Genomic DNA, 23,324 nt, shown 5'->3' with positions numbered 1-23,324 from the left:
CCCGCGCGCGAGCGAGCCGCAGGCCGCGCCGGAGTCCGGAAGACGCGCGTACGCGAACGCCCGAGAGGGCGGCACGCGGCCGCCGTCCGGGCACCGGCCGCGGAGCCCCTGAGGCGGACGAGCACAAGTACCACGAGGTGGGGGCACGGCAACGCCATGGCACAGGGCACGGTCCAGGTGACGCACACCGGCACATCGCGGTGGCGGCGCCGCACGGGTGAGTACGCGTCGCTCGCGGCCGCCCTGGAGGCCGCCTCCGACGGCGACGTCCTCACCATCGCCCCCGGCACCTACCGGGAGAACCTCGTCGTGCGGCGGGAGGTGACACTGCGCGGCCCCGACAACGCGCCGGGCTCGGTGCGGATCGCGCCCGTGGACGGCGTACCGCTGACCGTACGGGCCTCCGCCGTGGTGCAGGGCCTGCACGTGGAGGGCCAGGACGGCGCCGCCCCGGCGCTGCTGGTGGAGGAGGGCACGCCGGAACTGCTGGACGTGCGGATCGTGACCCGGTCCGCCTCCGGCATCGAGGTGCGCGGCGGGGCCCGCCCGACCGTGCGCCGCTGCACGGTGGACAATCCGGCCGGCATCGGCATCCTCGTCCTCGACGGCGCCGCCGGGGTGTTCGAGGACTGCGAGGTCGTCTCGGCCGGCCAGGCGGGCGTGGCCGTGCGCGGTGGCGGGCATCCGCGGCTGGAGCGCTGCCGGGTGCACCACGCCTCGGGCACCGGGCTGAGCGCGACCGGGGAGAACTCCGCGCTGGAGGCGTTCGGTTGCGAGGTCTACGAGGTACGGGGCGCCGGGGTGCAGATCACCCAGCGGGCCACCGCCCAGCTCACCGACTGCGAGGTGCACCGCACTTCGGCGGACGGCGTCACACTCGACACGGACGCGGTGCTGACGCTGGCCGACTGCCGTATCCACGACATCCCGGAGAACGCGGTCGACCTGCGCTCCCGGTCCGTGCTGACGCTGACCCGGACGACGGTGCGCCGCTTCGGGCGCAACGGGCTGTCGGTGTGGGACCCCGGCACCCGCGTGGACGCCAACCAGTGCGAGATCTTCGACAGCACCGGCGACTATCCGGCGGTATGGGTGAGCGACGGCGCGACGGCGGTGCTGGACTCCTGCCGGGTGCACGACGTGCCGGACGCGCTGTTCGTGCTGGACCGGGGCTCCCGCGCGGACGTGGTGGACAGCGATCTCTCCCAGGTGCGCAACACGGCGGTGTCGGTGAGTGACGGGGCGACCGCGCAGCTCGACGACTGCCGCATCCGGGACGCGGCCACCGGCGCCTGGTTCCGGGACCACGGCAGCGGCGGCACCCTCAGCAACTGCACGGTGGACGGCACCCAGACCGGCGTGATCGTCACCAAGGGCGCCGATCCGACGATCGAGCGCTGCGTGGTGGAGAGCCCGGCCGAGGCGGGGTTCTACGTCTCCGCGGGCGGCCGGGGCAGCTTCGTCGGCTGCCAGGTCACCGGCAGCGGCGGCTACGGCTTCCATGTGCTCGACGGCTGCCGTACGACGCTGCGCAAGTGCCGTACGGAGCGGTGTGCGCGCGGCGGTTACGAGTTCGCGGAGGGCGGCCCGGACGCGGGTTCGGGCGTGGGACCGGTGGTGGAGGAGTGCACCAGCGACGAGAGCGGTGCGCTGCGGCCCCCGACGTCGTCGCAGGACACGGCGGTGCAGACGGTTCCGGCGTCCACGGGCGGGCTGCTCGGCGCGATTCCGGGACAGCGTGCCATCGGCCAGGAGCCGGCCGCCGCGCCGCCGGTACCGGAGCGGGAGACCCGTACGTCGAAGGCGGTGATGGGTGAACTCGACGCGCTGGTGGGCCTGGAGAGCGTCAAGCGCGAGGTGCGGGCGCTGACCGACATGATCGAGGTGGGCAGACGCCGCCAGAAGGCGGGGCTCAAGGCCGCCTCGGTGAAACGGCATCTGGTCTTCACCGGCTCCCCCGGCACCGGCAAGACGACGGTGGCCCGGCTGTACGGCGAGATCCTGGCCTCGCTCGGTGTGCTGGAGATAGGGCATCTGGTGGAGGTGTCACGGGTCGACCTGGTGGGTGAGCACATCGGTTCCACCGCGATCCGCACCCAGGAGGCGTTCGAACGGGCGCGTGGCGGTGTTCTGTTCATCGACGAGGCGTACGCGCTGTCGCCGGAGGACGCCGGGCGTGACTTCGGCAAGGAGGCCATCGACACGCTGGTGAAGCTGATGGAGGACCACCGGGACGCGGTGGTGGTGATCGTGGCGGGCTACACGGCGGAGATGGAGCGCTTCCTGTCGGTCAACCCCGGTGTGGCGTCCCGTTTCTCGCGGACGATCACCTTTGGGGACTACGGCCCCGAGGAGCTGCTGCGGATCGTGGAGCAGCAGTCCGACGAGCACGAGTACCGGCTGGCGCCGGGCACCGGGGAGGCGCTGCTGAAGTACTTCACGGTGCTCCCGAAGGGCCCGGCGTTCGGCAACGGCCGTACCGCGCGGCAGACGTTCGAGGCGATGGTGGAGCGGCACGCGAGCCGGGTCGCGCAGTTCCCCGACCCGAGCACCGACGACCTGACCCTGCTGTACCCGGAGGATCTGCCGGAGCTGCCGTGAGGTTCATCCCTGGCCGGGTTCCGGGCGGGGCGCGGGGAGGTCGGGGTGGAGGCTGGCCAGCAGCCGGTCGCGTTCGCGGGTGAAGACCGGGTCCTCCTGGTAGTCGGAGTGGCCGAGGATCGGTGCGGGCAGCGGGTGTTCGGGGGTGCGGCCGTAGGCGCGCGGGTCCGGCAGCGGCTCGTGGTCGACCTCGGGGCGGTGCCCGGCGGGCAGCCGGACGGGGCCGCCGATGGGGTCGGTGCGGCGGTGGAGGTTGCGCCAGCAGCAGACGTCGCGGTGCAGGGCGGCGAGGGCGGCCGGGCCGAAGTGGGCGGGGAACCAGCGCCCGTAGAGCCGCTCCAGCGGTGAGCCGTAGGTGAGCAGGGCGACGCGTTCGCGGACGGCGGGCGTCAGCTGCCAGGCCGCGGCGGCGACCAGGACACTGCCCTGCGAATGGCCGGAGAGGACGAGACGGCCGCCGGTGCGCTCGGTCCAGGTCGCGGTGCGCCAGGTCAGGTCGGGTACGGCGCGCTCGGCGTAGCAGGGGGGCGCGAAGGGGTGGGCGGCGCGCGGCCAGAAGGTGCCGACGTCCCACAGGATGCCTATGGTCCTGCGGGCCGAGGCGTCCTTGTAGGCGCGGCGTCCCCAGGTGACGAAGAGCAGGAAGCCGACGCCGATCAGCCAGGAGCCGAGCGTCTGGCAGGTCTCGGCGGCGATCCGGACGGTGTCGCCGGCGTGCCGGGCGGCATGGGCGGGGGCGCGGCCGGTGGCGAGGGCGCCGGTGAGGGCCCCCGCGCCGGCGATCAGGGTGGCGACGGAGCCCACGGCGAGGATCAGGGGCGCCTGGTCGGTGAGGGTGGCCATGGCGCGGACGTGGGCGATGCGCCGGGTGCGGGTGGGGTCCTCGGGCTCGCCGGGGTGCTCGGCGCGCACCCGTCGGCGTTCGGCGCGGGCGAGGCGGGCGGTGCGCCGGGCCAGGACGGCGATCAGTACGAGGAGCACGGCGAGCACGGGCGGGATCGCGGACGCCTGCCAGGTGAGGGTGACGGGTGGCCCGGTGAGCGAGGCGCGGGTGCCGTCCAGCCAGTCGGCGACGCGCTGGGCGACCCCGCCGGAGGCGACCCCGCCGAGCGCGCAGGCGAGCAGCGCGACGGCCGGTCCGCCGAGGCCGCGCATCGCGGCGCGGGGGTCGGGCAGACGCCGGTACAGGCCGTGGGCGACGACGGCGAGCGCGACGACCAGGATGCCCTGGGCCAGCATGAGCGCGCCGAACGCCGGGTCGCCGGGCAGCCGTCCGGCGGACCGCCAGCCCGGCCGGGACCAGCCCGCGTAGGCGACGGCGAGGAGCAGCAGGGCGAGGGCGCCGAGCGGGAGGGCGCGCAGCAGGTGGCGGTCGAGGGTCTGGTCGGGTCGGCGTTCGCTGCGGCCCCGGCGGCACACCACCGCGACGACGGCGCACGCCCCGGCGAGGATGGCGGCGCCGAGCAGGACGCCGAGGGTGTGGAGGGGCGCGGGGCCGCCGGGGCGGTGGTCGAAGCGTGCGGTGGGCAGGGTGACGGCGGCGGCGACGGTGAGCAGGCCGGCCGCGGTGTGCGCGGCGCGGAGCCGGGCGCCGAGGCGGCGTCCGTACCAGAAGCCGGGGCGGGCCAGCGCGCTCTCGTCGGGTCCCGGTTCGGCGGTGGCGGTCAGGGGGCGGTGGGACTCGTAGGCGCTCCAGGTGCGGTGGGAGAGGTACCAGAGCAGTGCGGTGAGCAGGGTGGGCGCCAGGGCGGCGAGGGCGAGGCGGCGGCCGGGCTCGCTCCACCAGCCGCCGTCGGAGAGGGCGGGCGAGAGGAAGGCGAGCCAGGTGTGGCGTCCGGCGCAGGCGGGGGCGCCGGCGCACTGCCAGGCCACCAGGTCCAGCGCGACCTCGCAGGCGGCCGCGACCAGGAGCACCGTCAGGGTGAGCGCGGCCAGGCGGACGAGGAGGCCGTAGAGGCGGACCGGGGGGCCGGGGCGTTCGGCCGTGGGGCGCATCCAGTGGGCGAGGTTGACCACCATGAAGGGCAGCAGCAACAGCCACAGGGCGCGGGTGCCGTTGCCGGAGGTGAGGTTGCACCAGACGTACGCCTCACGCACCGGGCCCCGGCCGGGGGGTTCGTCCAGTGCGGGTCCCGCTCCCCCGGCGGTCTCCGGGACGTCTTCGGCGCGGCGGAAGACGGCGGCCGTGTCGTCGCCGGTGACGCGGACCGTGCGCGGGTCGCCGAGCATCTTCTCCGGTGTGGTGCCTCCGACGCCGTGCACCAGCAGTTCCAGGCCGCGTTCCGCCGGCGTGGCCGTCGGGGCCGGAAGGTCCGGCCGGGGTTCGGTGGTGCGTTCCCGCGCGTGTTCCACTTGTCGTCCGCACCCCCGTTGTCACCTGAGGAGTTCTGAGTCCGTGCGGGCTTCAGGTTCTCCGTTTCCGGTGTGGCGTACACCTGCGGGAACGGCTTGTCACGGAATCTCCCCGATCCGGGTGACGACGGCCGACATAGGGGCCGCACACATGTGCGCGCACCCTATGTGTGCGTGGTGACAGGCAGTGGCGCGACCCATGGCGGCCCGTGACAAGATGAGAAGCCAGCGCATGTGGTGGACCTATGGAACGAGCAGGTCACCGCAGGTGTGCCAGGCGGCTCGGACAGGTGTGGCGAAAGGACCGGAGCGTACGTGAGCGAGAATCAGAACCTCCTCGCGGAGCAGCGGCGCGCCCTGATCGTGGACGAAGTCCGACGCCGGGGCGGTGTCCGGGTCAATGAACTGACCCGTCAGCTGGGCGTGTCGGACATGACCGTGCGCCGGGATCTGGACGCGCTGGCCCGGCAGGGTGTGCTGGAGAAGGTGCACGGCGGCGCGGTGCCGGTGGTCGAGGCGAGCACGCACGAGCCGGGTTTCGAGGCCAAGTCGGGCCTGGAGCCGACCGCCAAGGAGGACATCGCGCGGGCGGCCGCCCGCCTGGTGGCGCCGGGTTCGGCGATCGCGCTGTCCGGCGGTACGACCACCTACACGCTGGCCCGGCAGTTGCTTGAGGTGCCCGATCTGACCGTGGTGACGAACTCGGTGCGGGTCGCGGACGTCTTCCACACGGCGCAGCGCACCTCGGGCCGGCGTCAGGGCGCGGCCACGGTGGTGCTGACCGGCGGGGTGCGTACGCCGTCCGACTCGCTGGTGGGTCCGGTCGCGGACCGGGCCATCGCCGCGCTCCACTTCGATCTGCTGTTCCTCGGGGTGCACGGGATATCGGCGGAGGCCGGGCTGTCCACGCCGAATCTCGCCGAGGCGGAGACCAACCGGCAGCTGGTGCGCTCGGCGCGCCGGGTCGTGGTGGTCGCCGACCACACCAAGTGGGGCACCGTGGGCCTCAGTTCGTTCGCCGCGCTGGACGAGGTGGACACGCTCGTCACGGACGGGGGGCTGCCCGCCGAGGCCCGTGCGGAGATCTCCGAGCGGCTGCGGCGCTTGGTGGTGGCGGGCGAGCCGGAGGACGACGAGGAGCCCGAGGCCCCCGAGGAGGACTGACGGCGCGCCGGGAACGCAACTGCCCGGGAACGTCCTCAGTCCGGCCACACGCCCGTGGCGAGCAGCGACTCGATCGCGGCCGTGTACGGCCCGATGTCGAGGTTCTGCTCCTCCAGCCAGCTGTCCGAGTAGTACTTGTCGAGATAGCGGTCGCCGGGGTCGCAGAGCAGGGTGACCACACTGCCGGTCCGGCCCTCGGCCACCATCTCGGAGATGATCTTCAGCGCGCTCCACAGGCCGGTACCGGTCGAACCGCCCGCCTTGCGGCCGAGCGCCCGCTCCAGCGCGCGTACGGCGGCCACGCTGGCGGCGTCCGGGACCTTCATCATGCGGTCGATCGCGCCCGGCACGAAGCTGGGTTCCATGCGCGGCCGTCCGATCCCCTCGATCCGGGAGCCGCAGTCACAGGTGACATCGAGGTCGCCGGTGGTCCAGCCCTCGAAGAAACAGGAGTTCTCGGGGTCCGCCACACAGACGCGGGTGTCGTGCTGGAGGTAGTGCACATAGCGCGCGAGGGTGGCCGAGGTGCCGCCGGTGCCGGCCGTGGCGACGATCCAGGCCGGCACCGGGAACCGCTCCAGCGCGAGCTGGCGGAAGATGGACTCGGCGATGTTGTTGTTGCCGCGCCAGTCGGTGGCGCGCTCGGCGTAGGTGAACTGGTCCATGAAGTGGCCGCCGGTCTCCGCCGCGAGCCGCGCGGACTCGGCGTACATGGTGCGGGGGTCGTCCACGAAGTGGCAGCGGCCGCCGTGGAACTCGATCAGCCTGCACTTCTCGGCGCTCGTGGTGCGCGGCATGACGGCGATGAACGGCACACCGATCAGGGACGCGAAGTACGCCTCGGAGACGGCGGTCGAGCCGCTGGACGCCTCGATCACCGGGCGGCCGGGACGAATCCAGCCGTTGCACAGGCCGTAGAGGAAGAGGGAGCGGGCGAGGCGGTGCTTGAGGCTGCCGGTCGGGTGGGTCGACTCGTCCTTCAGGTACAGGTCGATGCCCCACTCCTCGGGCAGCGGGAAGCGCAGCAGGTGCGTGTCCGCCGAGCGGTTGGCGTCGGCCTGGACCTTGCGTACGGCCTCTTTCAGCCAGTCCCGGTAGGCCGGGTCACTGCGGTCCACATCGAGGGTGGCGCCGGTCCGGGCCGGTGGAGTGGTGTTCACGGCGGGGCTCCTTACGCTGGGCGCCGACGACGCCCAGCGCGGCCGGCAGCCCGATCATAGGCATCAGACGCACCGCTCCTCACCTGCATCAACGCATCTTTGAGCCACCCAAAGGCAGCCTGGGGCACACCCGTACGAGGGGCGCGGGGGCGCATTGGCGCGAGTGCTCCAGCGCCACGTGCGCCCCGTCCGCGCGCACTGGTGCTCCCGTCCGCGCCGGGGCAGACTGCACCGCGTGGACCGGCCGCCGTACGGGGGCCGGTGGGCCGGGCGCGCGAGGGGGCGGTGCGGGATGGCGGAGCCGGAGTTCACGGCGAGAGGCGTGCGCATCGGCAAGGGAATGCGCTCGCTCACCCGGGCCGGCCGTGTCCGTATCAGCGACGGCAGGCTGGAGCTGCTCACCAGCGAGGGCAGCGAGATCGACAGCGCGCCGGTGGGGACCGTACGGGCCTCCAAACCGTGGTTCGCCCCGGACGACCGGGCGCAGGCCGATCTGAACGGCCACCGCTACCAGCTGACGCTCACCGAACGTGACTCCGCTGCGGATGAGCCCGGGCCGCCCGCCGCGCGCAGGTTCATCGAGGCGGTACGCCGCGCCGCCGGACGGGGTGGCTGACCTGCGGGCCACCGTGGCGAGTTGCGGGAGGACGGGCACTGCGGCACGCTGATCTCACGTCACTCTGGGTTTACCGGAGGTAACGCTGCGGACCGGCCCGTCGGCCTCGACGGCAGGCGGCCACAGGGACGCCAGCACCCTCCCGGATTTCCGTTGTTCTCCGTGTTCCTCCGGTTCGTCCGGACCTCACATCGGGGAGTCGCAGCCGTGATCAGTTACCCGAACAGGCACTGCACGGTGGAGCTCCAAGCCCTGCCGTCGCGGATCGGCCAGGTCCGCAGAATCGTATCTGCGCAACTGCGCTACTGGCATCTGGACCCGTTGATAGACCGGGCCGCGCTCGGTGTGACCGAGCTGCTGAGCAACGTCCACCGACATGCCCGGCCCGACAAGTCGTGCACCGTGGAGCTGGAGTTCCAGTCCGACCGGCTCACCGTCTCGGTCCGCGACCGCGATCCACGCCTTCCCGTGGTGGCCGACGCCGCCGAAGCGCCGGACGCCGGACCGCTCGCCACCTGCGGGCGGGGCCTGGTGATGGTGGCCGCCGTCAGCGAGAGCTGGGGGTGCCGGCCGGACGGCGAGGACGGCAAGGTCGTGTGGTTCGCGCTGTCCGCGACCGCCTCCCCGGCCCCGCGCCCACCGGCGCCGAAGCCGCCCCGCGCGACGGAACAGCGCCCCGCGCCCCCGCCGCTCACCGTCCAGCCGCCGGCCCGCGCGCCCGAGCCGGTCGTGGTCCACGCACCGGCACCCGAGCCCGCCGTGGCGCAGGACGCCCCCGAGCCCGCCGTGGCGCACACCTCCCCGGTGTCCGCTCCGCCGGAGCCGGTCGTGGTGCGCGGTCCGGCCCGCGCTCCCGAGCCCGCCGTGGCCCACGCCTCGGCCGGCGCGCCGGCACCGGAACCCGCCCTGGCGCACGCGGCGCCCGAGCCGGCCGTGCCCGTCGCCCCCGAACCCGTCGTGGCGCACACCCCGTCGGTGTCCGCCGTGGCGGTAGCGGCTCCGGCGCCGTCGGCCGTCCCCGGCTGAGCCGAGCGGCGCGTCCTACCCGGTACGGCTCCGGTGCCGTACCGGGTCCCGCCGTACTACGACCCGAAGAACCGCTCCACACTACGACCCGAAGAACCGCTCCACCGCCGGCTCCAGATATGACGCCAACGGCCCCGGCAGCGCCCGGAGTTCAGCCAGCGAGCCGATCAGCTCCACCCGGTCGAACTCGGGGCCCACCCCCGACGCGATCTCGGTGCGCGCCAACTCCGCGTACCGCTCGCGCAGTTCGCGCGCGGGGCGCGGCGGGGCGATGAAGAGGAAGCCCACGCTGCCTCGGGCGTCGCGGACCACCGGTCCCGGTACAAGGGCGTCAGTGGGGATGTCGGAGCCGGTCTCCTCGGCCAGTTCGCGTGCCGCGTGCCGCCGCAGTACGGCGACGTCCAACGCGGCGCCGCCACCGGGGGGTTCGAGGGTTCCGCCGGGTGGTTGCCACACGCCGGGGGCCGACGTGGTGGGCGACATCCGGCCCACCAGCAGACGCCCGTCGTCGCAGGGTTGGAGCACCGCCACGAACAGCCCCGACACGGCGGGCGCGTCCGGGAGGCCGCGCAGGGCGCGGAAGCGGTACGTCAGCCGCGTCCAGGACACCAGCAGGCCGCCCGCGTCATCGCGCTCGAGGCCGGTGAGCGCGGCCACCGGGCCGTCGAACAGAGTCGGGTTGACGCGGACGGCGGCCTCCCAGCGGTGGTCCATCGCCGTACGTTGCCGCGCGGTGAGGACGGGCGGGGCCGTCTCCTCGAAGCGCAGGCGGGACACGTCCCACAGCTCGGCCGGCTCCGAGGTCACCGCAGGGCCGCGAGGGGGTCGTCGAGGACCGGCTGCCAGGCGAGTTCGGCGGCGCCTACGAGGCTGTCGTGGTCCAGGGTGCACGGCAGGATGGGGACGCTGCCGCTCTGTCCCCACAGGCTGCGCTCGGCGACGACCGCGCGCAGTCGCTCGGGGTCGGCGGCGAGCAGGCCGCGGTGCAGTCCGCCCAGGATGACGCGGTCGGGGTTGAGGATGTTGACCAGCCCGGCCAGCCCCAGACCGAGCCGGTCGATCAGGGTCTCGGCGGCGGCGCGTACGGCGGGCTCGGCGTATCGGGTACGCAGCAGTTCGTCGGCCTGGTCGAGGAGGGAGACCTCGGGGCCGGGTTCGAGACCGGCCTCCATGAGGAGGGCCAGCGGGTCGGCCTCGACGTCGAGGCAGCCCCGGCTGCCGCAGTGGCAGACGCGGCCCTCGGGGTTGACGGTGAGGTGGCCGACCTCCAGGGCGAGGCCCGAACTGCCGGTGTGCAGGCGGCCGTCGAGGACGAGCGCGCCGCCGACGCCCCGGTGGCCGGTGGCCACGCACAGCAGGTGCCGGGCGCCCCGGCCCGCGCCGTGCCGGTGTTCGGCGAGAGCGGCGAGGTTGACGTCGTTGCCCGCGAAGGCGGGGCCGGTGATGCCGGCCGCGCGCACGAGGTCGGCGAAGATGCGGCGGACCGGTTCTCCGGCGGGCCAGGCCAGGTGCAGGGGGTTGAGGGCGAGCCCCTCGGGTTCGGCGACGGCGGAGGGGACGGCGAGCCCGGCGCCCACGCAGCGACGGCCCGTGGCGCGCAGCAGGTCGGCGCCCGCCTCGATCACCGCGCCGAGCACCTTGGCCGGGTCGGCGTCGACGGTTTCGCAGCCGGGCGCGGTCGCCACGATCCGTCCGCCGAGGCCGACCAGGGCGGCCCGGAAGCCGTCCGTGTGGATCTGCGCGGCGAGCGCGACGGGGCCGTTCTCGGCGACCTCCAGGCGGTGCGAGGGGCGGCCCTGGGAACCGGCGGGGGCGCTGGGGCGGGCGTCGACCCGGATGAGGCCGAGCGCCTCCAGTTCGGCGGCGACGGCACCGGCGGTGGCGCGGGTGACGCCGAGTTCGGCAGTGAGCACGGCGCGGGTCGGGGCGCGCCCGGTGTGCACCAGCTCCAGCGCGGGGCCGAGGGCACCGCGCCCCCGGTCCAGCCGCGCCCGTGAGATGGGTCCTGCCCCCGACTTCCGGGGGTCTGCCATGCCGCTCATGGGGGCGAGTCTCGCATGATCCGCCCCGGTCGTGGCCCGTCTCGTGACCGATTTGACATGCTCAGCGGGCGGGGGCCGTCAGGCCGCTCACGCGCAGGGTGATGTTGAGCCGTCCGGTCAGGCCCAGTTCGGGTGGTGAGGTGCCGGGCAGCACGCGTGGGACGCCGTGGAAGGCAAGGCGAGAGGGGCCGCCGAAGACGAAGAGGTCGCCGCTGCGCAGCTCCACGTCCGTGTAGGGGCGGGTGCGTGTCTCGGGGTTGCCGAACCGGAACACGCAGCTGTCGCCCAGGCTGAGGGAGACCACCGGGGCCGCGGAGCGTTCGTCGCCGTCACGGTGCATGCCCATGCGGGCGTCGCCGTCGTAGAAGTTGATCAGGGCGATGTCGTAGGGGTCGCCGGGGAGGGCCGCCGGGCCGAGGGCGTCGGCGACCGCGCGCCGGGCCAGTTCGTCCAGCCAGGCCGGAAAGGGCTTCACGGGCGCGTTGTCGCCGTCGACGACGGTGCGGGCGTAGGCGTACGGGTGCCAGTGCCAGCCGAGGCAGACCTGCCGGGCGGTCATGGTGCCGCCGCCGGGGGTGCGGACGGTGCGCAGCCCGGCCGGGGGGCGGGCCCACTCGCGGCAGGCCGTGAGCAGCGCGCGCTGCCGGTCGGCGTCGAGCCAGTGCGGGACGTGCACGGCGCCCGGAGCGGCTTCGGCCCGCTCCCGCGGGAAGAGTTCCACGTCCATGCGCCCCATCCTCCCTCAGGGGGTGTCTCGTCGGCCTGCGACGAGACACCCCCTGGGGCGGCCGACCGGTCCTGAGCTGGGGCTCGGCTAGCCTGGGGGGCGATGAACGACCGCATGACGACTCCGTGGGGCGAGACCGAGCTGTCCCGCTTCCCCGACGATCCCCGCGACCGGCTGCGTGCCTGGGACGCCTCCGACGCGTATCTGCTGCGGCATCTGGCCGAGGAAGGGGTGGAGCTGTCGGGCGAGGTCGTGGTGCTCGGCGACCGCTGGGGCGCGCTGGCGACGGCGCTCGCCGCGCACCGGCCGACGCAGATCACCGATTCCTTCCTGAGTCAGGAGGCCACGCGGGCGAACCTGGCGCGGGCCGGGGTCGGGCCCGGCGTGGTGCGGCTGCTGACCACGCGGGACTCGGTGCCCGAGCGGGTGGACGTGCTGCTGGTGCGCGTGCCCAAGAGCCTGGCGCTGCTGGAGGACCAGCTGCTGCGGCTGGCGCCCGCCGTGCACGCGGGGACGGTGGTGATCGGCACCGGCATGGTGAAGGAGATCCACACCTCCACGCTTCTGCTGTTCGAGCGGATTCTGGGTCCTACCCGCACCTCGCTGGCGCGGCAGAAGGCCCGGCTGATCTTCTGCACCCCGGACCCGTCGCTCGTCCCGCCGGACAATCCCTGGCCGTACGGGTACACCCTGCCGGACGGGCTCGGGGTGGCGTCGGGGCGGCCGGTGGTCAATCACGCGGGCGTCTTCTGCGCCGACCGGCTGGACATCGGCACCCGGTTCTTCCTGGGGCACCTGCCGGAGACGCGCGGGCGCCGGGTGGTGGACCTCGGCTGCGGCAACGGTGTGGTGGGTACGGCGGTGGCGCTGGCCGACCCGGAGGCCGAGGTGCTGTTCGTGGACGAGTCGTTCCAGGCCGTCGCCTCGGCGGAGGCCACGTACAAGGCGAACGGGGTGCCGGGGCACGCGGAGTTCCGGGTCGGGGACGGGCTGGCCGGGGTGGCGTCCGGCAGCGCGGACCTGGTGCTGAACAACCCGCCCTTCCACTCCCACCAGGCCACCAGCGACGCCACGTCCTGGCGGATGTTCACCGGTGCCGAGCGGGCGCTGCGCCCGGGCGGCGAGCTGTGGGTGATCGGCAACCGGCACCTGGGCTACCACGTGAAGCTGAAGCGGCTGTTCGGCAACTGCGAACTGGTGGCGAGCGACCCGAAGTTCGTGGTGCTGAAGGCGGTCAAGAAGGGCTGACGCCCGCGCGGTCCAGGACGCGGATGATCCGGGTCACCTCGTCCGTCATGGCCGTTCGGCCGGTGGCGAGGTAGGCGCGGGGGTCGACGGCCTCGGGGTGCCGGCCCAGGTGGTCGCGGAGCGCCCGGGTCAGGGCCGCGTTGAGGGCGGTGCCCACGTTGACCTTGCCGATGCCGCCCTCGACCGCCTCGGCCAGCTCGTCGTCCGGCACGCCCGAGGAGCCGTGCAGCACCAGGGGTACGGCCAGTTCGGCGGAGAGCCGCTTGAGCAGGGCGTGGTCCAGGGCCGCGGTGCGGGTGGTCATGGCGTGGGCGCTGCCGATGGCCACGGCGAGTGCGTCGACGCCGGTCCGCGCGACGAAGTCCCGCGCCTCGGCGGGGTCGGTACGGGCGCCGGGGGCGTGGGCGTCCAGCGGTGGCCTGCCGTCCTTGCCGCCTATCTGCCCCAACTCCGCCTCGATCCAGAGCCCTTGGGCGTGCGCCCAGTCGGCGGCCGCCTGGGTGGCGGTGAGGTTCTCGGCGTAGGGCAGGCGGGCGGCGTCGTACATCACGGAGCTGAAGCCGGCGTCGGGGGCCTGGCGCAGGAGGTCGTCGCTCTGGACGTGGTCCAGGTGCAACGCCACGGGTATGTGGGCCTGTTCGGCTGCGGTGACGGCGGCCCGGGCGAGGGGCCCGAGACGCCCACCCCTGAACTTGACGGCGTTCTGGCTGACTTGGAGGACGACGGGCGCTCCGGCCGTCTCGGCTCCGGTGACGACGGCCTCGATGTGTTCGAGGGTGATGATGTTGAACGCGGCGACGGCGGTGCGGAGTCGGGCGGCTCGGGCGATCAGTTCACCGGTGGTGGTGAGGGGCACGGCGGCTTCTCCATTCCGCGTCAGGGGGCGAGGATCACCGAGCGGGTGAGGTGTCGGGGCCGGTCGGGGTCGAGTCCTCGGGCGGCGGCCACGGCGACGGCGAGGCGCTGGACGCGGATCAGTTCGGCGAGCGGGTCGAGTCCGCCCTCGATCCACAACGCGCCGGTGTCACGCACCTGTTCGGCGAGCCCTTCGGGGGCCGGGCCGAGCATCCAGGTCGCGGTGTCCTCGGCGCTGATGCTGATCGGGCCGTGCCGGTACTCCATCGCCGGGTACGCCTCGGTCCAGGACAGGGACGCCTCCCGCATCTTCAGCGCCGCCTCGTTCGCCAGCCCTACGGTCCAGCCCCGGCCGAGGAAGGTGAACTCCCTTCGCTTCACCAGCCCTTCGGGCAGCGGGACGGTGAGAGCCGCGCGGGCGTCGGTGACGGCGGCCGGAGTGTGCAGTCCGAGGTGGGCACGGAGCAGGGTGAGGGCGGTGGTGGCGAACCGGGTCTGGACGACGGAGCGTTCGTCGGCGTAATCGAGGACCACGAGATGGTCGGCGGCCCGCCTGATGGGGGTCTCGGGGTCCGCGGTGATCGCGGTGGTCCGGGCGGCACCCCTCAACTCGGCCAGCAGAGAGAGCACTTCGGTGGTGGTGCCGGAGCGGGTGAGGGCGATGACCTGGCCGTAGGCGCGTCCGCGCGGGAACTCCGACGCGGCGAAGGCGTCCGTCTCACCCTGCCCCGTTTCCTCGCGGAGTGCGGCCACGGCCTGGGCCATGAAGTACGAGGTCCCACAGCCGACGACCGCGACCCGCTCCCCCGGCACCGGCAGGGCCGCGCGATGTGCGGCCGCTTCTTTTGCCGCCCGCTCCCAGCACTCGGGCTGGCTCCTCAGCTCGTCCTCGACATGGCTCATGCCACACCCTCCCCTGGCTGATCGTTTCTGCAAGATACTGCCGACTTTCGCGCACAATCAAGCATCAGGACGCGGATCGCGGTGCGTTAGGGTCGCCGGGAGATCACAGGAACGGAGATCCGATGGCGCGGGACACCCGCTGGCAGGCACTGCTCGAACTCCTGGCAGAGCGGGGCCGGTTGGAGGTCGAGGAGGCAGCGTCCGAGCTGGCGGTGTCGGCGGCGACCATCCGCCGGGACCTCGACGGGCTCGCCGAGCAGCGGATGCTGGTGCGCACGCGGGGCGGCGCGGTCGCGCACGGAGTGTCGTACGAGCTGCCGCTCCGCTACAAGACGGCCCGGCACGCCTCCGAGAAGCAGCGGATCGCGGCGGCGGTGGCGGATCTGGTGGCACCGGGCGAGGCGGTGGGGCTGACCGGTGGCACGACGACCACGGAGGTGGCCCGCGCGCTGGCCGTCCGCGCCGACCTGGCCGCCGGCTCGCCCGCGCTGACCGTGGTCACCAACGCGCTCAACATCGCGGGGGAACTCGCCGTACGGCCACAGTTCAAGATCGTGGTGACCGGCGGGGTCGCTCGCCCGCAGTCGTTCGAGCTGGTCGGCCCGCTCGCGGACGGGGTGCTCGGCGCGGTCACGCTGGACGTGGCGGTGCTCGGAGTGGGCGCCTTCGACCCGGTGCACGGTGCCGCGGCGCACGACGAGTCGGAGGCGGCGGTCAACCGGCTGCTGTGCGAGCGCGCGGAGCGCGTGGTGGTCGCGGCCGATTCCAGCAAGCTTCAGCGGCGGGCGTTCGCCCGGATCTGCGGCCCGGATCCGGTGGACACGCTGGTCACGGACACCGCGGTGACCCCGGAGACGGTACGCCGGTTCGAGGAGGCGGGCGTGCGGGTGCTCACCGTCTGAGCCCGCCCGGTCAGGCGGCGGGCAGGCCCACGCTCTCGCCGAGCCGGACGGCGGCGTGCCGGAAGAAGCGTTCGCGGTCGTCCACGACCCGGGTGAACTGCCCGAACACCTCGAAGCCGACCAGCCCGAACAGCTCGGCCCAGGCCGCGACCATGGCGGGCGCTGCCTCGGCCGGCAGCTCGGGGGCGATGTCGGCCGCCATGCGCTCGGCCTCGGACCGCAGCTCGGCGGGGAGCGACAGCCCGGTGAGGCCGGGGCCTTCATGGGCGTCGCGGACGACGCCGATCAGGACCAGGGCCACGCGTGCCGCCGACGGGACGGTGGTCGCGGGAGCGGCGTAGCCGGGTACGGGTGAGCCGTAGATCAGGGCGTACTCGTGCGGGTGGGCCAGCGCCCAGACGCGCACCGCCTCGCACACGGCCGTCCAGCGGCGCATGAAGTCCGCCTCGGGGACGCCCGCGTGGGCGGTCTCGGCGGCCTCGCCGAGGGAGTCGTAGGCGTCGATGATGAGCGCGGTCAGCAGGTCGTCGCGGCTCGGGAAGTACCGGTAGAGCGCGGAGGACACCATGCCAAGCTCGCGGGCCACGGCGCGCAGCGAGAGCTTCGCCGCGCCCTCGGCGGCGAGCTGTCTACGGGCCTCGTCCTTGATGGCCGCGGTGACCTCGGTCCTGGCCCGCGCGCGGGCGCCCTCTGTGGTGCTCATGCGGGCCAGTGTGCCATGCGACGGAGCAGTGCACACGAAGCAGAGCACCGCTCTTGCGCGAGAGCACCGATCTCGGCACACTGGAGACCGAAGCGAGAGCACCGCTCTCCCGAACCCCTGGGGGTCGTCATGTCGTCGTCCGCGCCGTACTACTTGAAGGCGGGCCCGCTGGGCACGTGGTTCAACGGGCTCGTCGGCAAGCTCGCCCGCCTCGGGGTCAGCCTCGCGGGCAGCGCGGAGCTGTCGGTGCGCGGCCGCAAGAGCGGCGAGATGCAGCGCATCCCGGTCAACCCGCACACCCACGAGGGCGGGCAGTACCTGGTCTCGGCGCGTGGCCATTCCCAGTGGGTGCGCAACATGCGCGCGGCGAACGGCGGCGAGCTGCGGGTCGGCCGGAAGGTGCGCGCCTTCAGCGCGGTGGAGCTTCCCGACGACGAGAAGCTCCCCATCCTGCGGACCTATCTGGAGCGGTGGGGCTGGCAGGTCGACAAGTTCTTCGCCGGGGTGACCGCGAGCTCCTCAGACGCGGAGATCCTCGCGGCCGCCTGCGACCACCCGGTGTTCCGGATCACCGTCACAAACTGACGGTGCTCACCGTCACGGACTGACGCTGTCCTCCTGCTCCGGCTGCTCCGGCTGGATCTCCGGCGCGGTCCGTCCCCGGTCCAGCGCGGCCAGCGTGCGCTGGGCGAGCGGACGGGACCTGACCATCTCGCCGAGCGTCGTCGCGCCGGTGGTGATGTCCCGAAACGCCTTCCACGCGGGCCGGAATCCGGTGATCCCGGCGTGGAAGACACCGGGCCGGCGCTCGAAGGCGGCCAGCAGCCGCTTGCCGACGCTCATCTCCACCCCGAGCCCCGCCTTGATGGCGAAGGCGTAGTTCAGGGCCTGCCGGCGGGTGTCGACGGCGTCGTGGGCCTCGGCGATCCGTACCGCCCACTCCCCCGCGAGGCGCCCGGAGCGCAGCGCGAAGGAGATGCCCTCACGAGTCCACGGCTCCAGCAGTCCGGCCGCGTCGCCGCAGACCAGCACCCGGCCGCGGGAGAGCGGGGAGTCCTCGGCGCGGCAGCGGGTCAAGTGCCCCGACGAGATGCTCGGTTCGAAACCGGCGAGACCCAGCCGGGCGATGAAGTCCTCCAAGTACCGCTTGGTGGCCGCGCCTTCGCCGCGCGCGGAGATCACACCGACGGTGAGCGTGTCGCCCTTGGGGAAGACCCAGCCGTAACTGCCGGGCAGCGGGCCCCAGTCGATGAGGACGCGGCCCTTCCAGTCCTCGGCGACGGTGTCCGGGACCGGGATCTCGGCCTCGAGACCGAGGTCGACCTGGTCCAGCTTGACCCCGACATGGGCCCCTATCCGGCTGGCGCTGCCGTCGGCGCCGACGACCGCGTGGGCCAGTACCGTCTCGCCACCCTGGAGGACCACGGCGACGGTGCGCCGGTCGGGGACCGCCGAGCCGTGCTGCTCCACGCGCTGCACGGTCACGCCGGTGCGCAGCTCGGCGCCCGCCTTCTGCGCGTGCTCCACCAGCCGCTGGTCGAACTCGGGCCGGTTGATCAGCCCGAACAGCATCTGCCGGGAGCGCCGGGTCCGGTTGAAACGGCCGTTGTGGGAGAAGGTGACCGCGTGCACCCGGTCCCGGAAGGGGAGTTCGAAGCCGGGCGGGAGCGCGTCGCGGGAGGGGCCGATGATGCCGCCGCCGCACGTCTTGTAGCGGGGCAGTTCCGCCTTCTCCAGCATCAGCACCCGGCGGCCCGCGACGGCCGCCGCATAGGCGGCCGAGGCGCCCGCGGGTCCCGCGCCGACCACGACGACGTCCCAGACCCGCCGCTCATCCTCCGCCGAAGTGTTCTCGCCGCTCACGATGGTCTACCGCTCCGATCAAGCCGCTGCCGCTCCCCCGGTGCACCGATGACACGGGACGGGGAACCCCATGTCCCACGCATCCTACGGCCGGTCCCCGGCTCGGGCCGCTGTGGGAGGATCGGTGTATTCCAGCAGTTCAACGTCGTAACCCCATGAGGAGCCGTGCCCATGTCGTCGAATCCGGTCGCCGAGACCGTCGCCTCGCTGATGCCCCGCGCCAAGGCGGAGCTCACCGAGCTGGTCGCCTTCAAGTCGGTGGCGGACTTCGGGCAGTTCCCGAGGAGCGAGAGCGAGGGCGCCGCGAACTGGATCGTCGACGCGCTCACCGCCGAGGGCTTCACCGACGTGGCACTCCTGGACACCCCGGACGGCACCCAGTCGGTGTACGGATACCTGCCCGGCCCCGAGGGCGCGAAGACCGTCCTGCTCTACGCCCACTACGACGTGCAGCCGCCGCTGGACGAGGCCGGCTGGACCACGCCGCCGTTCGAGCTGACCGAGCGGGAAGGGCGCTGGTACGGGCGCGGTGCGGCCGACTGCAAGGGCGGCCTGATCATGCACCTGCTGGCGCTGCGGGCGCTGAAGGCGAACGGCGGGGTGCCGGTCCACGTCAAGGTGATCGCGGAGGGCTCCGAGGAGCAGGGCACGGGCGGTCTGGAGCGGTACGCGGAAGCGCACCCGGAGCTGCTGACGGCGGACACCATCGTGATCGGCGACACGGGCAACTTCCGCGTGGGCCTGCCGACGGCGACCACCACCCTGCGCGGCATGACGATGCTCCGGGTCCAGATCGACACCCTGGCCGGGAACCTGCACTCGGGCCAGTTCGGCGGCGCCGCCCCGGACGCGCTCGCCGCGCTGATCCGCCTCCTGGACTCGCTGCGCGCCGAGGACGGTTCGACCACGGTGGACGGCCTGACGGCCGACGCCCACTGGGAGGGGCTCGAGTACGGCGAGGAGCAGTTCCGTGTCGACGCCAAGGTGCTGGACGGCGTGGAGCTGATCGGTGACGGCTCGGTGGCCGACCGGCTGTGGGCGCGTCCCGCGGTGACGGTCATCGGCATCGACTGCCCGCCGGTCGTCGGCGCCACCCCGTCCGTGCAGTCGAGCGCCCGCGCGCAGATCAGCCTGCGGGTGCCGCCGGGCGTGGACGCGGCCGAGGCGACCAAGCTGCTCAGCGCCCACCTGGAGGCCCACACGCCGTGGGGCGCGCGGGTGAGCGTCGAACAGATCGGCCAGGGCCAGCCGTTCCGGGCCGACACCACGAGCCCCGCCTACCAGGCGATGGCCGACGCGATGGCGGTCGCCTACCCCGGCGAGACCATGCAGTACGCGGGCCAGGGCGGCTCCATCCCGCTGTGCAACACCCTCGCCGGCCTCTACCCGGAGGCCGAGATCCTGCTGATCGGCCTGAGCGAGCCGGAGGCCCAGATCCACGCGGTCAATGAAAGCGTCTCCCCCGAGGAGCTGGAGCGCCTGTCGGTCGCGGAGGCCCTGTTCCTGAACAACTACGCCGCGAGCTGACCGAGTTGACGACGGCGCGCCCACGCCCGGGAACGGGCGCGCCCTCGTGGGCCGCCCCTCAGCCGACCGGGATGCCCGCCTCCAGGTACAGCGCCGCGCCGCGTTCGCGGGCTCTGAGGGCCCAGCGGAGGCGTTCGTAGCGGACCGGGGGGAGCATGGTGGCGGCCTCGCGTTCGGTGGCGAAGCGCCAGGCGCGCAGTTCGGGGCCGGGCAGCAGCACCTGGGCGGCCTCGTCGGGGGCGAGGCGGCCGCCGTCGAAGAGGAGGCGCAGGCCGCCGTAGCCGGGCGGGTCGGGGCGCTCCCAGTCGACCACCAGCAGGCGGGGCACCTCCCGCAGCCGGATGCCGACCTCCTCCGCGACCTCCCGCATCCCGGCGCGGGCCGGGGCCTCGCCCCGCTCGACCACGCCGCCGGGAAACTCCCAGCCCGGCTTGTAGGTGGGGTCGACCAGCAGCACCCGGTCCTCCGCGTCGAAGAGGAGCACCCCGGCGGCCAGGGTCTCGCCGGTCGGCTCCGGAGTCTGCACGATCTCGCACGGCCGGGCCGCGCCGCTCCCCACGGCCTCGGTGATCCGGACGGCGCTCTGGTACGGGGTGAGCCGGCTCGTGTCGATGGGGTACGCGTCGGCGGTGAGCCAGGAGGCGAGGGCGGCGCGGTAGGGCTCGATGTGGTCGTACGCCCACTGCCGCTCGCGCATCTCGGCGTCGGGTACGCCGGGCGATGGTTCACGTCCGGCGATGCGCCGGCGCAAAATCGTTTCGGCCGGGGCGAGCAGCAGATGGCGCACGGAGATCCGGCGGGCGGCGAGACCACCGAAGATCTCGTCGCGGTACTCCTGGCGCAGCAGGGTCATGGGGACCACCAGGGTCCCGCCCAGCTCGGCGAGCATCGCGGCGGCGGTGTCGATCACCAGGCGGCGCCAGATCGGCAGGTCCTGGTGGTCGTCGACCTCGGCGAGCCGCTTGGGCGGCAGCAGACGCGAGAGCGCCGCGCCGATCAGCTCGGGGTCGAAGAGCGTGCTGTTCGGGATCAGTTCGATCAATTCCCGTGCGGTGGTGGTCTTGCCCGCACCGAACGCGCCGTTGATCCAGACGACGGTCACGGTTCCCCCTCTTCTGTTGGCCCCCTGGGGCTTGCCCGTTCCACCCTGTCCCGGAAACCACGCGCAGTTGAGGACGCACAGGACGGTGCCGGGGCCCCTGGGGCAAGGGTCCCGGCACTATGTTCGCGGTCTATTCAGGCCGTTACTGGCCGAGCGCGCCCTCGTCCACGTCGAAGCTGTCCTGGCTCACGATGTGGTCGACGGTGCTCAGGGTGTCGTCCACCTTGAGGTCGCCGAGGCCGGCGTTCTCCGCGGCGTGGGACGGGGTGAGGGCGGCCACCACGAATCCGGTGGCGAGGCTGGCGATGGCGAGCATGCTGCGCTTCTTCATGCCGTGATCAACTGCCGGACGGCCCAGGGAGTCACGCTGGACGACTTTCGGCCAGCCGAACCAACAGGATCGAACGTGTCTGTCCCGCCTCTTCCAACAGACTCGGACACGTCCTACCGTGATCGCGCACCGGTGCCCGTCCCTGTCTGCCGCGAGCCGGAGGAACGTCGACGATGCGTCACCCTCACCCCCGCACGCACCGCATCAGAGCAGCCGCCCTACTCCTGACGGCGCTGCTGAGCGCGGGCGGTCTCGCCGCCCCGGCCACGGCCGCGCCCCCTCCCGCAGCCCCCGCCGAGGGGCCGGCCCTCACCCCGCCCATGGGCTTCAACAACTGGAACTCCACGCACTGCCGGGCCGAGTTCAACGAGGACATGGTCAAGGGCATCGCCGACCTCTTCGTGGACAAGGGCCTGAGAGACGCCGGGTACCAGTACGTCAACCTCGACGACTGCTGGGCACTCCCCCAGCGGGACGCCGACGGCAAGCTGGTGCCGGACCCGGCACGCTTCCCGCACGGCATCTCGGCGGTCGCCGACTACGTCCACGCCAAGGGCCTGGGGCTCGGCATCTACACCAGCGCCGGCACCAAGACGTGCGACGGCGCGGGCTTCCCCGGCGCACTCGGCCACGAGGAGAGCGACGCCCGGCAGTTCGCCGAGTGGGGCGTGGACTATCTGAAGTACGACAACTGCAACAACCAGGGCGTGGATGCCCGACAGCGCTACCGCACCATGCGCGACGCCCTGAAGGCCACCGGGCGCCCCATCGTCTACAGCATCTGCGAGTGGGGCGAGAACAAGCCCTGGGAGTGGGCCTCCGACGTCGGCCAACTCTGGCGTACCACGGGGGACATCAGCGACAGCTGGGGCTCGATGCTCTCCATCCTCAAGCAGAACCTGCCGCTGGCCCCGTACGCCGGACCCGGTCACTGGAACGACCCCGACATGCTGGAGGTCGGCAACGGCGGCATGACGGACACCGAGTACCGTTCCCACTTCTCGCTCTGGGCGGTCATGGCCGCCCCGCTGCTCATCGGCACCGACCTGCGCACCGCCTCCCCCGCCACCCTGGACATCCTCGGCAACAAGGAGGTCATCGCGGTCGACCAGGACCCGTTGGGCAGGCAGGGCACGGTGGTGTCGAGCGAGGGCGGCCGCTGGGTGGTCGTCAAGGAGATGGCGGACGGCAGCCGTGCGGTCGCCCTTTTCAACGAGTCCGGGACCGCTCAGCGCATCGCCACCAGTGCCGCCGCCGTGGGCCTGCCCCGCGCCTCCGGCTACACCCAGCGCGACCTCTGGCAGCACCGGGACTCCAACACGGCGGGCACCATCGCGGCCGCCGTCCCGGCCCACGGCACGGTCCTGCTCCGGGTCTCGGCCGACGGCCGCTGGGCGGAGCATCCGCCCGCCGTCGAACTCGGCCTGGACGAAGCCCCGTTCATCGAGCGGGACACCCCGGCCACGCTCACCACGACCGTCACCGACCTGGGCCGCACCCCGGCCCGCGAGGTCTCGGCCGCGCTGACCGGCCCCGCCGGCTGGACCGTACGCGCCCTCTCCCCGGCCACGGCGACCATCTTGGCCAACGGCACTTCCCTGCGCACTCGTTGGCGGGTGACGGCACCACCCGGAACGCCCGCCGGGTCGTACGCCCTCGCCCTGCGTGTCCGGTACCGCTCGCCCGCCGGTGAGCGCGTCACGGGCGAGCTGCCGGTGACCGCGTCCGTGGTGGTGCCGCCACCGTCCGGGACCTCGTACCTGAGCGATCTGCCCTGGCTGTCGGCGGTCAGCGGCTGGGGGCCGGTGGAGCGTGACACCAGCAACGGGGAGGAGAAGGCGGGCGACGGCTCCCCGCTCACCATCGGCTCCACGGTGTACGCCAAGGGGCTCGGGGTGCATGCCGCCGGCGAGGTCGCGTACTACGCCGGGCAGCGCTGCGAGAAGGTCACCGCCGAAGTGGGCGTCGACGACGAGAAGGGCACGAAGGGCAGTGTGGCCTTCGAGATCTGGGCGGACGGCGCGAAGGCCGCCTCGACGGGCGTGCTGACCAACGACCGGGCAGCCCAGCCGCTGACCGCCGATGTCACCGGCGCGCGAGTGGTGCGGCTGGTCGTCACCGACGGGGGCGACGGCATCGATTCCGACCACGCGGACTGGGCGGACGCCCGGCTGAGCTGCTGAGCCCGGCCGTGGCCACGGG

Annotated in this window: 19 protein-coding genes and 1 pseudogene; 9 read left to right on the top strand and 11 right to left on the bottom strand. The window is 73.4% G+C overall.

The window, feature by feature from the left end; all coding sequences use genetic code 11:
* Positions 1-156: 156 nt before the first annotated feature.
* A complete protein-coding gene (locus ACIGA3_RS14955) occupies positions 157-2,601 on the top strand; it encodes a right-handed parallel beta-helix repeat-containing protein (RefSeq protein ID WP_399714859.1) in 2,445 nt (814 codons plus the stop codon).
* Between the two features lie 3 nt (positions 2,602-2,604).
* Here ACIGA3_RS14955 and ACIGA3_RS14950 read toward each other — a convergent pair whose 3' ends face one another.
* Entirely contained in the window at positions 2,605-4,953 is a 2,349-nt protein-coding gene (locus ACIGA3_RS14950; protein ID WP_399714856.1) for a hypothetical protein, read from the bottom strand.
* A 315-nt stretch (positions 4,954-5,268) separates the two neighbouring features.
* Here ACIGA3_RS14950 and ACIGA3_RS14945 point away from each other — a divergent pair, with 315 nt between their 5' ends.
* Complete coding sequence (locus tag ACIGA3_RS14945) at positions 5,269-6,117, top strand: DeoR/GlpR family DNA-binding transcription regulator (protein ID WP_399714854.1); 849 nt, start codon at positions 5,269-5,271, stop codon at positions 6,115-6,117.
* A 35-nt stretch (positions 6,118-6,152) separates the two neighbouring features.
* Here the strand turns inward: ACIGA3_RS14945 and ACIGA3_RS14940 are convergent, their stop codons facing one another.
* Positions 6,153-7,277 (bottom strand): PLP-dependent cysteine synthase family protein, encoded by a 1,125-nt coding sequence (locus ACIGA3_RS14940; protein ID WP_399714851.1) that lies wholly within the window; start codon positions 7,275-7,277, stop codon positions 6,153-6,155.
* Positions 7,278-7,569: 292 nt separating this feature from the next.
* Here ACIGA3_RS14940 and ACIGA3_RS14935 point away from each other — a divergent pair, with 292 nt between their 5' ends.
* Both ACIGA3_RS14935 and ACIGA3_RS14930 read left to right on the top strand, forming a co-directional pair.
* On the top strand, positions 7,570-7,893 hold the full coding sequence (locus ACIGA3_RS14935) for a hypothetical protein (RefSeq protein WP_399714849.1): 324 nt from the start codon (positions 7,570-7,572) through the stop codon (positions 7,891-7,893).
* 207 nt (positions 7,894-8,100) lie between these two features.
* A pseudogene (locus tag ACIGA3_RS14930) lies at positions 8,101-8,655 on the top strand (ATP-binding protein); the annotation flags it as partial.
* A gap of 345 nt (positions 8,656-9,000) precedes the next feature.
* Here ACIGA3_RS14930 and ACIGA3_RS14925 read toward each other — a convergent pair.
* The 3 genes from ACIGA3_RS14925 to ACIGA3_RS14915 all read right to left on the bottom strand — a co-directional run bounded on the left by ACIGA3_RS14925 (position 9,001) and on the right by ACIGA3_RS14915 (position 11,688).
* Positions 9,001-9,726, bottom strand: a complete 726-nt coding sequence (locus tag ACIGA3_RS14925) for an NUDIX domain-containing protein (protein ID WP_399714847.1) — start codon at positions 9,724-9,726, stop codon at positions 9,001-9,003.
* Positions 9,723-10,961 (bottom strand): ROK family protein, encoded by a 1,239-nt coding sequence (locus ACIGA3_RS14920; protein ID WP_399714844.1) that lies wholly within the window; start codon positions 10,959-10,961, stop codon positions 9,723-9,725. Before ACIGA3_RS14920 ends, ACIGA3_RS14925 begins: the two co-directional genes overlap by 4 nt.
* A gap of 61 nt (positions 10,962-11,022) precedes the next feature.
* Positions 11,023-11,688, bottom strand: a complete 666-nt coding sequence (locus ACIGA3_RS14915) for an alpha-ketoglutarate-dependent dioxygenase AlkB family protein (RefSeq protein WP_399714841.1) — start codon at positions 11,686-11,688, stop codon at positions 11,023-11,025.
* Between the two features lie 114 nt (positions 11,689-11,802).
* On the opposite strand from ACIGA3_RS14915, the gene ACIGA3_RS14910 reads away from it, so the two are divergent.
* Positions 11,803-12,936, top strand: coding sequence for a methyltransferase (locus ACIGA3_RS14910; RefSeq protein ID WP_399714838.1), 1,134 nt, complete (start codon positions 11,803-11,805; stop codon positions 12,934-12,936).
* On the opposite strand, the gene ACIGA3_RS14905 is transcribed toward ACIGA3_RS14910, so the two are convergent.
* A complete protein-coding gene (locus ACIGA3_RS14905; protein WP_399714835.1) occupies positions 12,923-13,792 on the bottom strand; it encodes a ketose-bisphosphate aldolase in 870 nt (289 codons plus the stop codon). The two genes, ACIGA3_RS14910 and ACIGA3_RS14905, sit on opposite strands and share 14 nt — an antisense overlap.
* Positions 13,793-13,812: 20 nt before the next feature.
* A complete protein-coding gene (locus tag ACIGA3_RS14900) occupies positions 13,813-14,694 on the bottom strand; it encodes an SIS domain-containing protein (protein ID WP_399714832.1) in 882 nt (293 codons plus the stop codon).
* Positions 14,695-14,816: 122 nt separating this feature from the next.
* Between ACIGA3_RS14900 and ACIGA3_RS14895 the strand changes: the two genes are divergently transcribed.
* Positions 14,817-15,596 carry a DeoR/GlpR family DNA-binding transcription regulator gene (locus tag ACIGA3_RS14895; protein WP_399714829.1) on the top strand — a complete coding sequence of 260 codons (780 nt, stop codon included), beginning with the start codon at positions 14,817-14,819 and terminating at the stop codon, positions 15,594-15,596.
* A 10-nt stretch (positions 15,597-15,606) separates the two neighbouring features.
* On the opposite strand, the gene ACIGA3_RS14890 is transcribed toward ACIGA3_RS14895, so the two are convergent.
* Positions 15,607-16,299, bottom strand: a complete 693-nt coding sequence (locus ACIGA3_RS14890) for a TetR/AcrR family transcriptional regulator (RefSeq protein ID WP_399714826.1) — start codon at positions 16,297-16,299, stop codon at positions 15,607-15,609.
* A gap of 129 nt (positions 16,300-16,428) precedes the next feature.
* Here ACIGA3_RS14890 and ACIGA3_RS14885 point away from each other — a divergent pair, with 129 nt between their 5' ends.
* Positions 16,429-16,884 carry a nitroreductase family deazaflavin-dependent oxidoreductase gene (locus tag ACIGA3_RS14885; RefSeq protein ID WP_399714824.1) on the top strand — a complete coding sequence of 152 codons (456 nt, stop codon included), beginning with the start codon at positions 16,429-16,431 and terminating at the stop codon, positions 16,882-16,884.
* A 12-nt stretch (positions 16,885-16,896) separates the two neighbouring features.
* Here the strand turns inward: ACIGA3_RS14885 and ACIGA3_RS14880 are convergent, their stop codons facing one another.
* Positions 16,897-18,162 (bottom strand): geranylgeranyl reductase family protein, encoded by a 1,266-nt coding sequence (locus ACIGA3_RS14880; RefSeq protein WP_399714821.1) that lies wholly within the window; start codon positions 18,160-18,162, stop codon positions 16,897-16,899.
* 171 nt (positions 18,163-18,333) lie between these two features.
* Here ACIGA3_RS14880 and ACIGA3_RS14875 point away from each other — a divergent pair, with 171 nt between their 5' ends.
* Positions 18,334-19,689, top strand: a complete 1,356-nt coding sequence (locus tag ACIGA3_RS14875) for a dipeptidase (protein WP_399714819.1) — start codon at positions 18,334-18,336, stop codon at positions 19,687-19,689.
* Between the two features lie 58 nt (positions 19,690-19,747).
* Here ACIGA3_RS14875 and ACIGA3_RS14870 read toward each other — a convergent pair whose 3' ends face one another.
* Positions 19,748-20,791 carry an NUDIX domain-containing protein gene (locus tag ACIGA3_RS14870; RefSeq protein WP_399714816.1) on the bottom strand — a complete coding sequence of 348 codons (1,044 nt, stop codon included), beginning with the start codon at positions 20,789-20,791 and terminating at the stop codon, positions 19,748-19,750.
* Positions 20,792-20,933: 142 nt separating this feature from the next.
* Positions 20,934-21,122, bottom strand: coding sequence for a hypothetical protein (locus ACIGA3_RS14865; protein WP_202448389.1), 189 nt, complete (start codon positions 21,120-21,122; stop codon positions 20,934-20,936).
* A gap of 173 nt (positions 21,123-21,295) precedes the next feature.
* On the opposite strand from ACIGA3_RS14865, the gene ACIGA3_RS14860 reads away from it, so the two are divergent.
* Complete coding sequence (locus ACIGA3_RS14860) at positions 21,296-23,305, top strand: NPCBM/NEW2 domain-containing protein (RefSeq protein WP_399714813.1); 2,010 nt, start codon at positions 21,296-21,298, stop codon at positions 23,303-23,305.
* The last annotated feature ends 19 nt before the right edge of the window (positions 23,306-23,324 follow it).

It is taken from the genome of Streptomyces sp. NPDC085596 (assembly GCF_044541565.1).
GTDB lineage: Bacteria > Actinomycetota > Actinomycetes > Streptomycetales > Streptomycetaceae > Streptomyces.
This window is presented reverse-complemented; position numbering and strand designations above follow the sequence as displayed.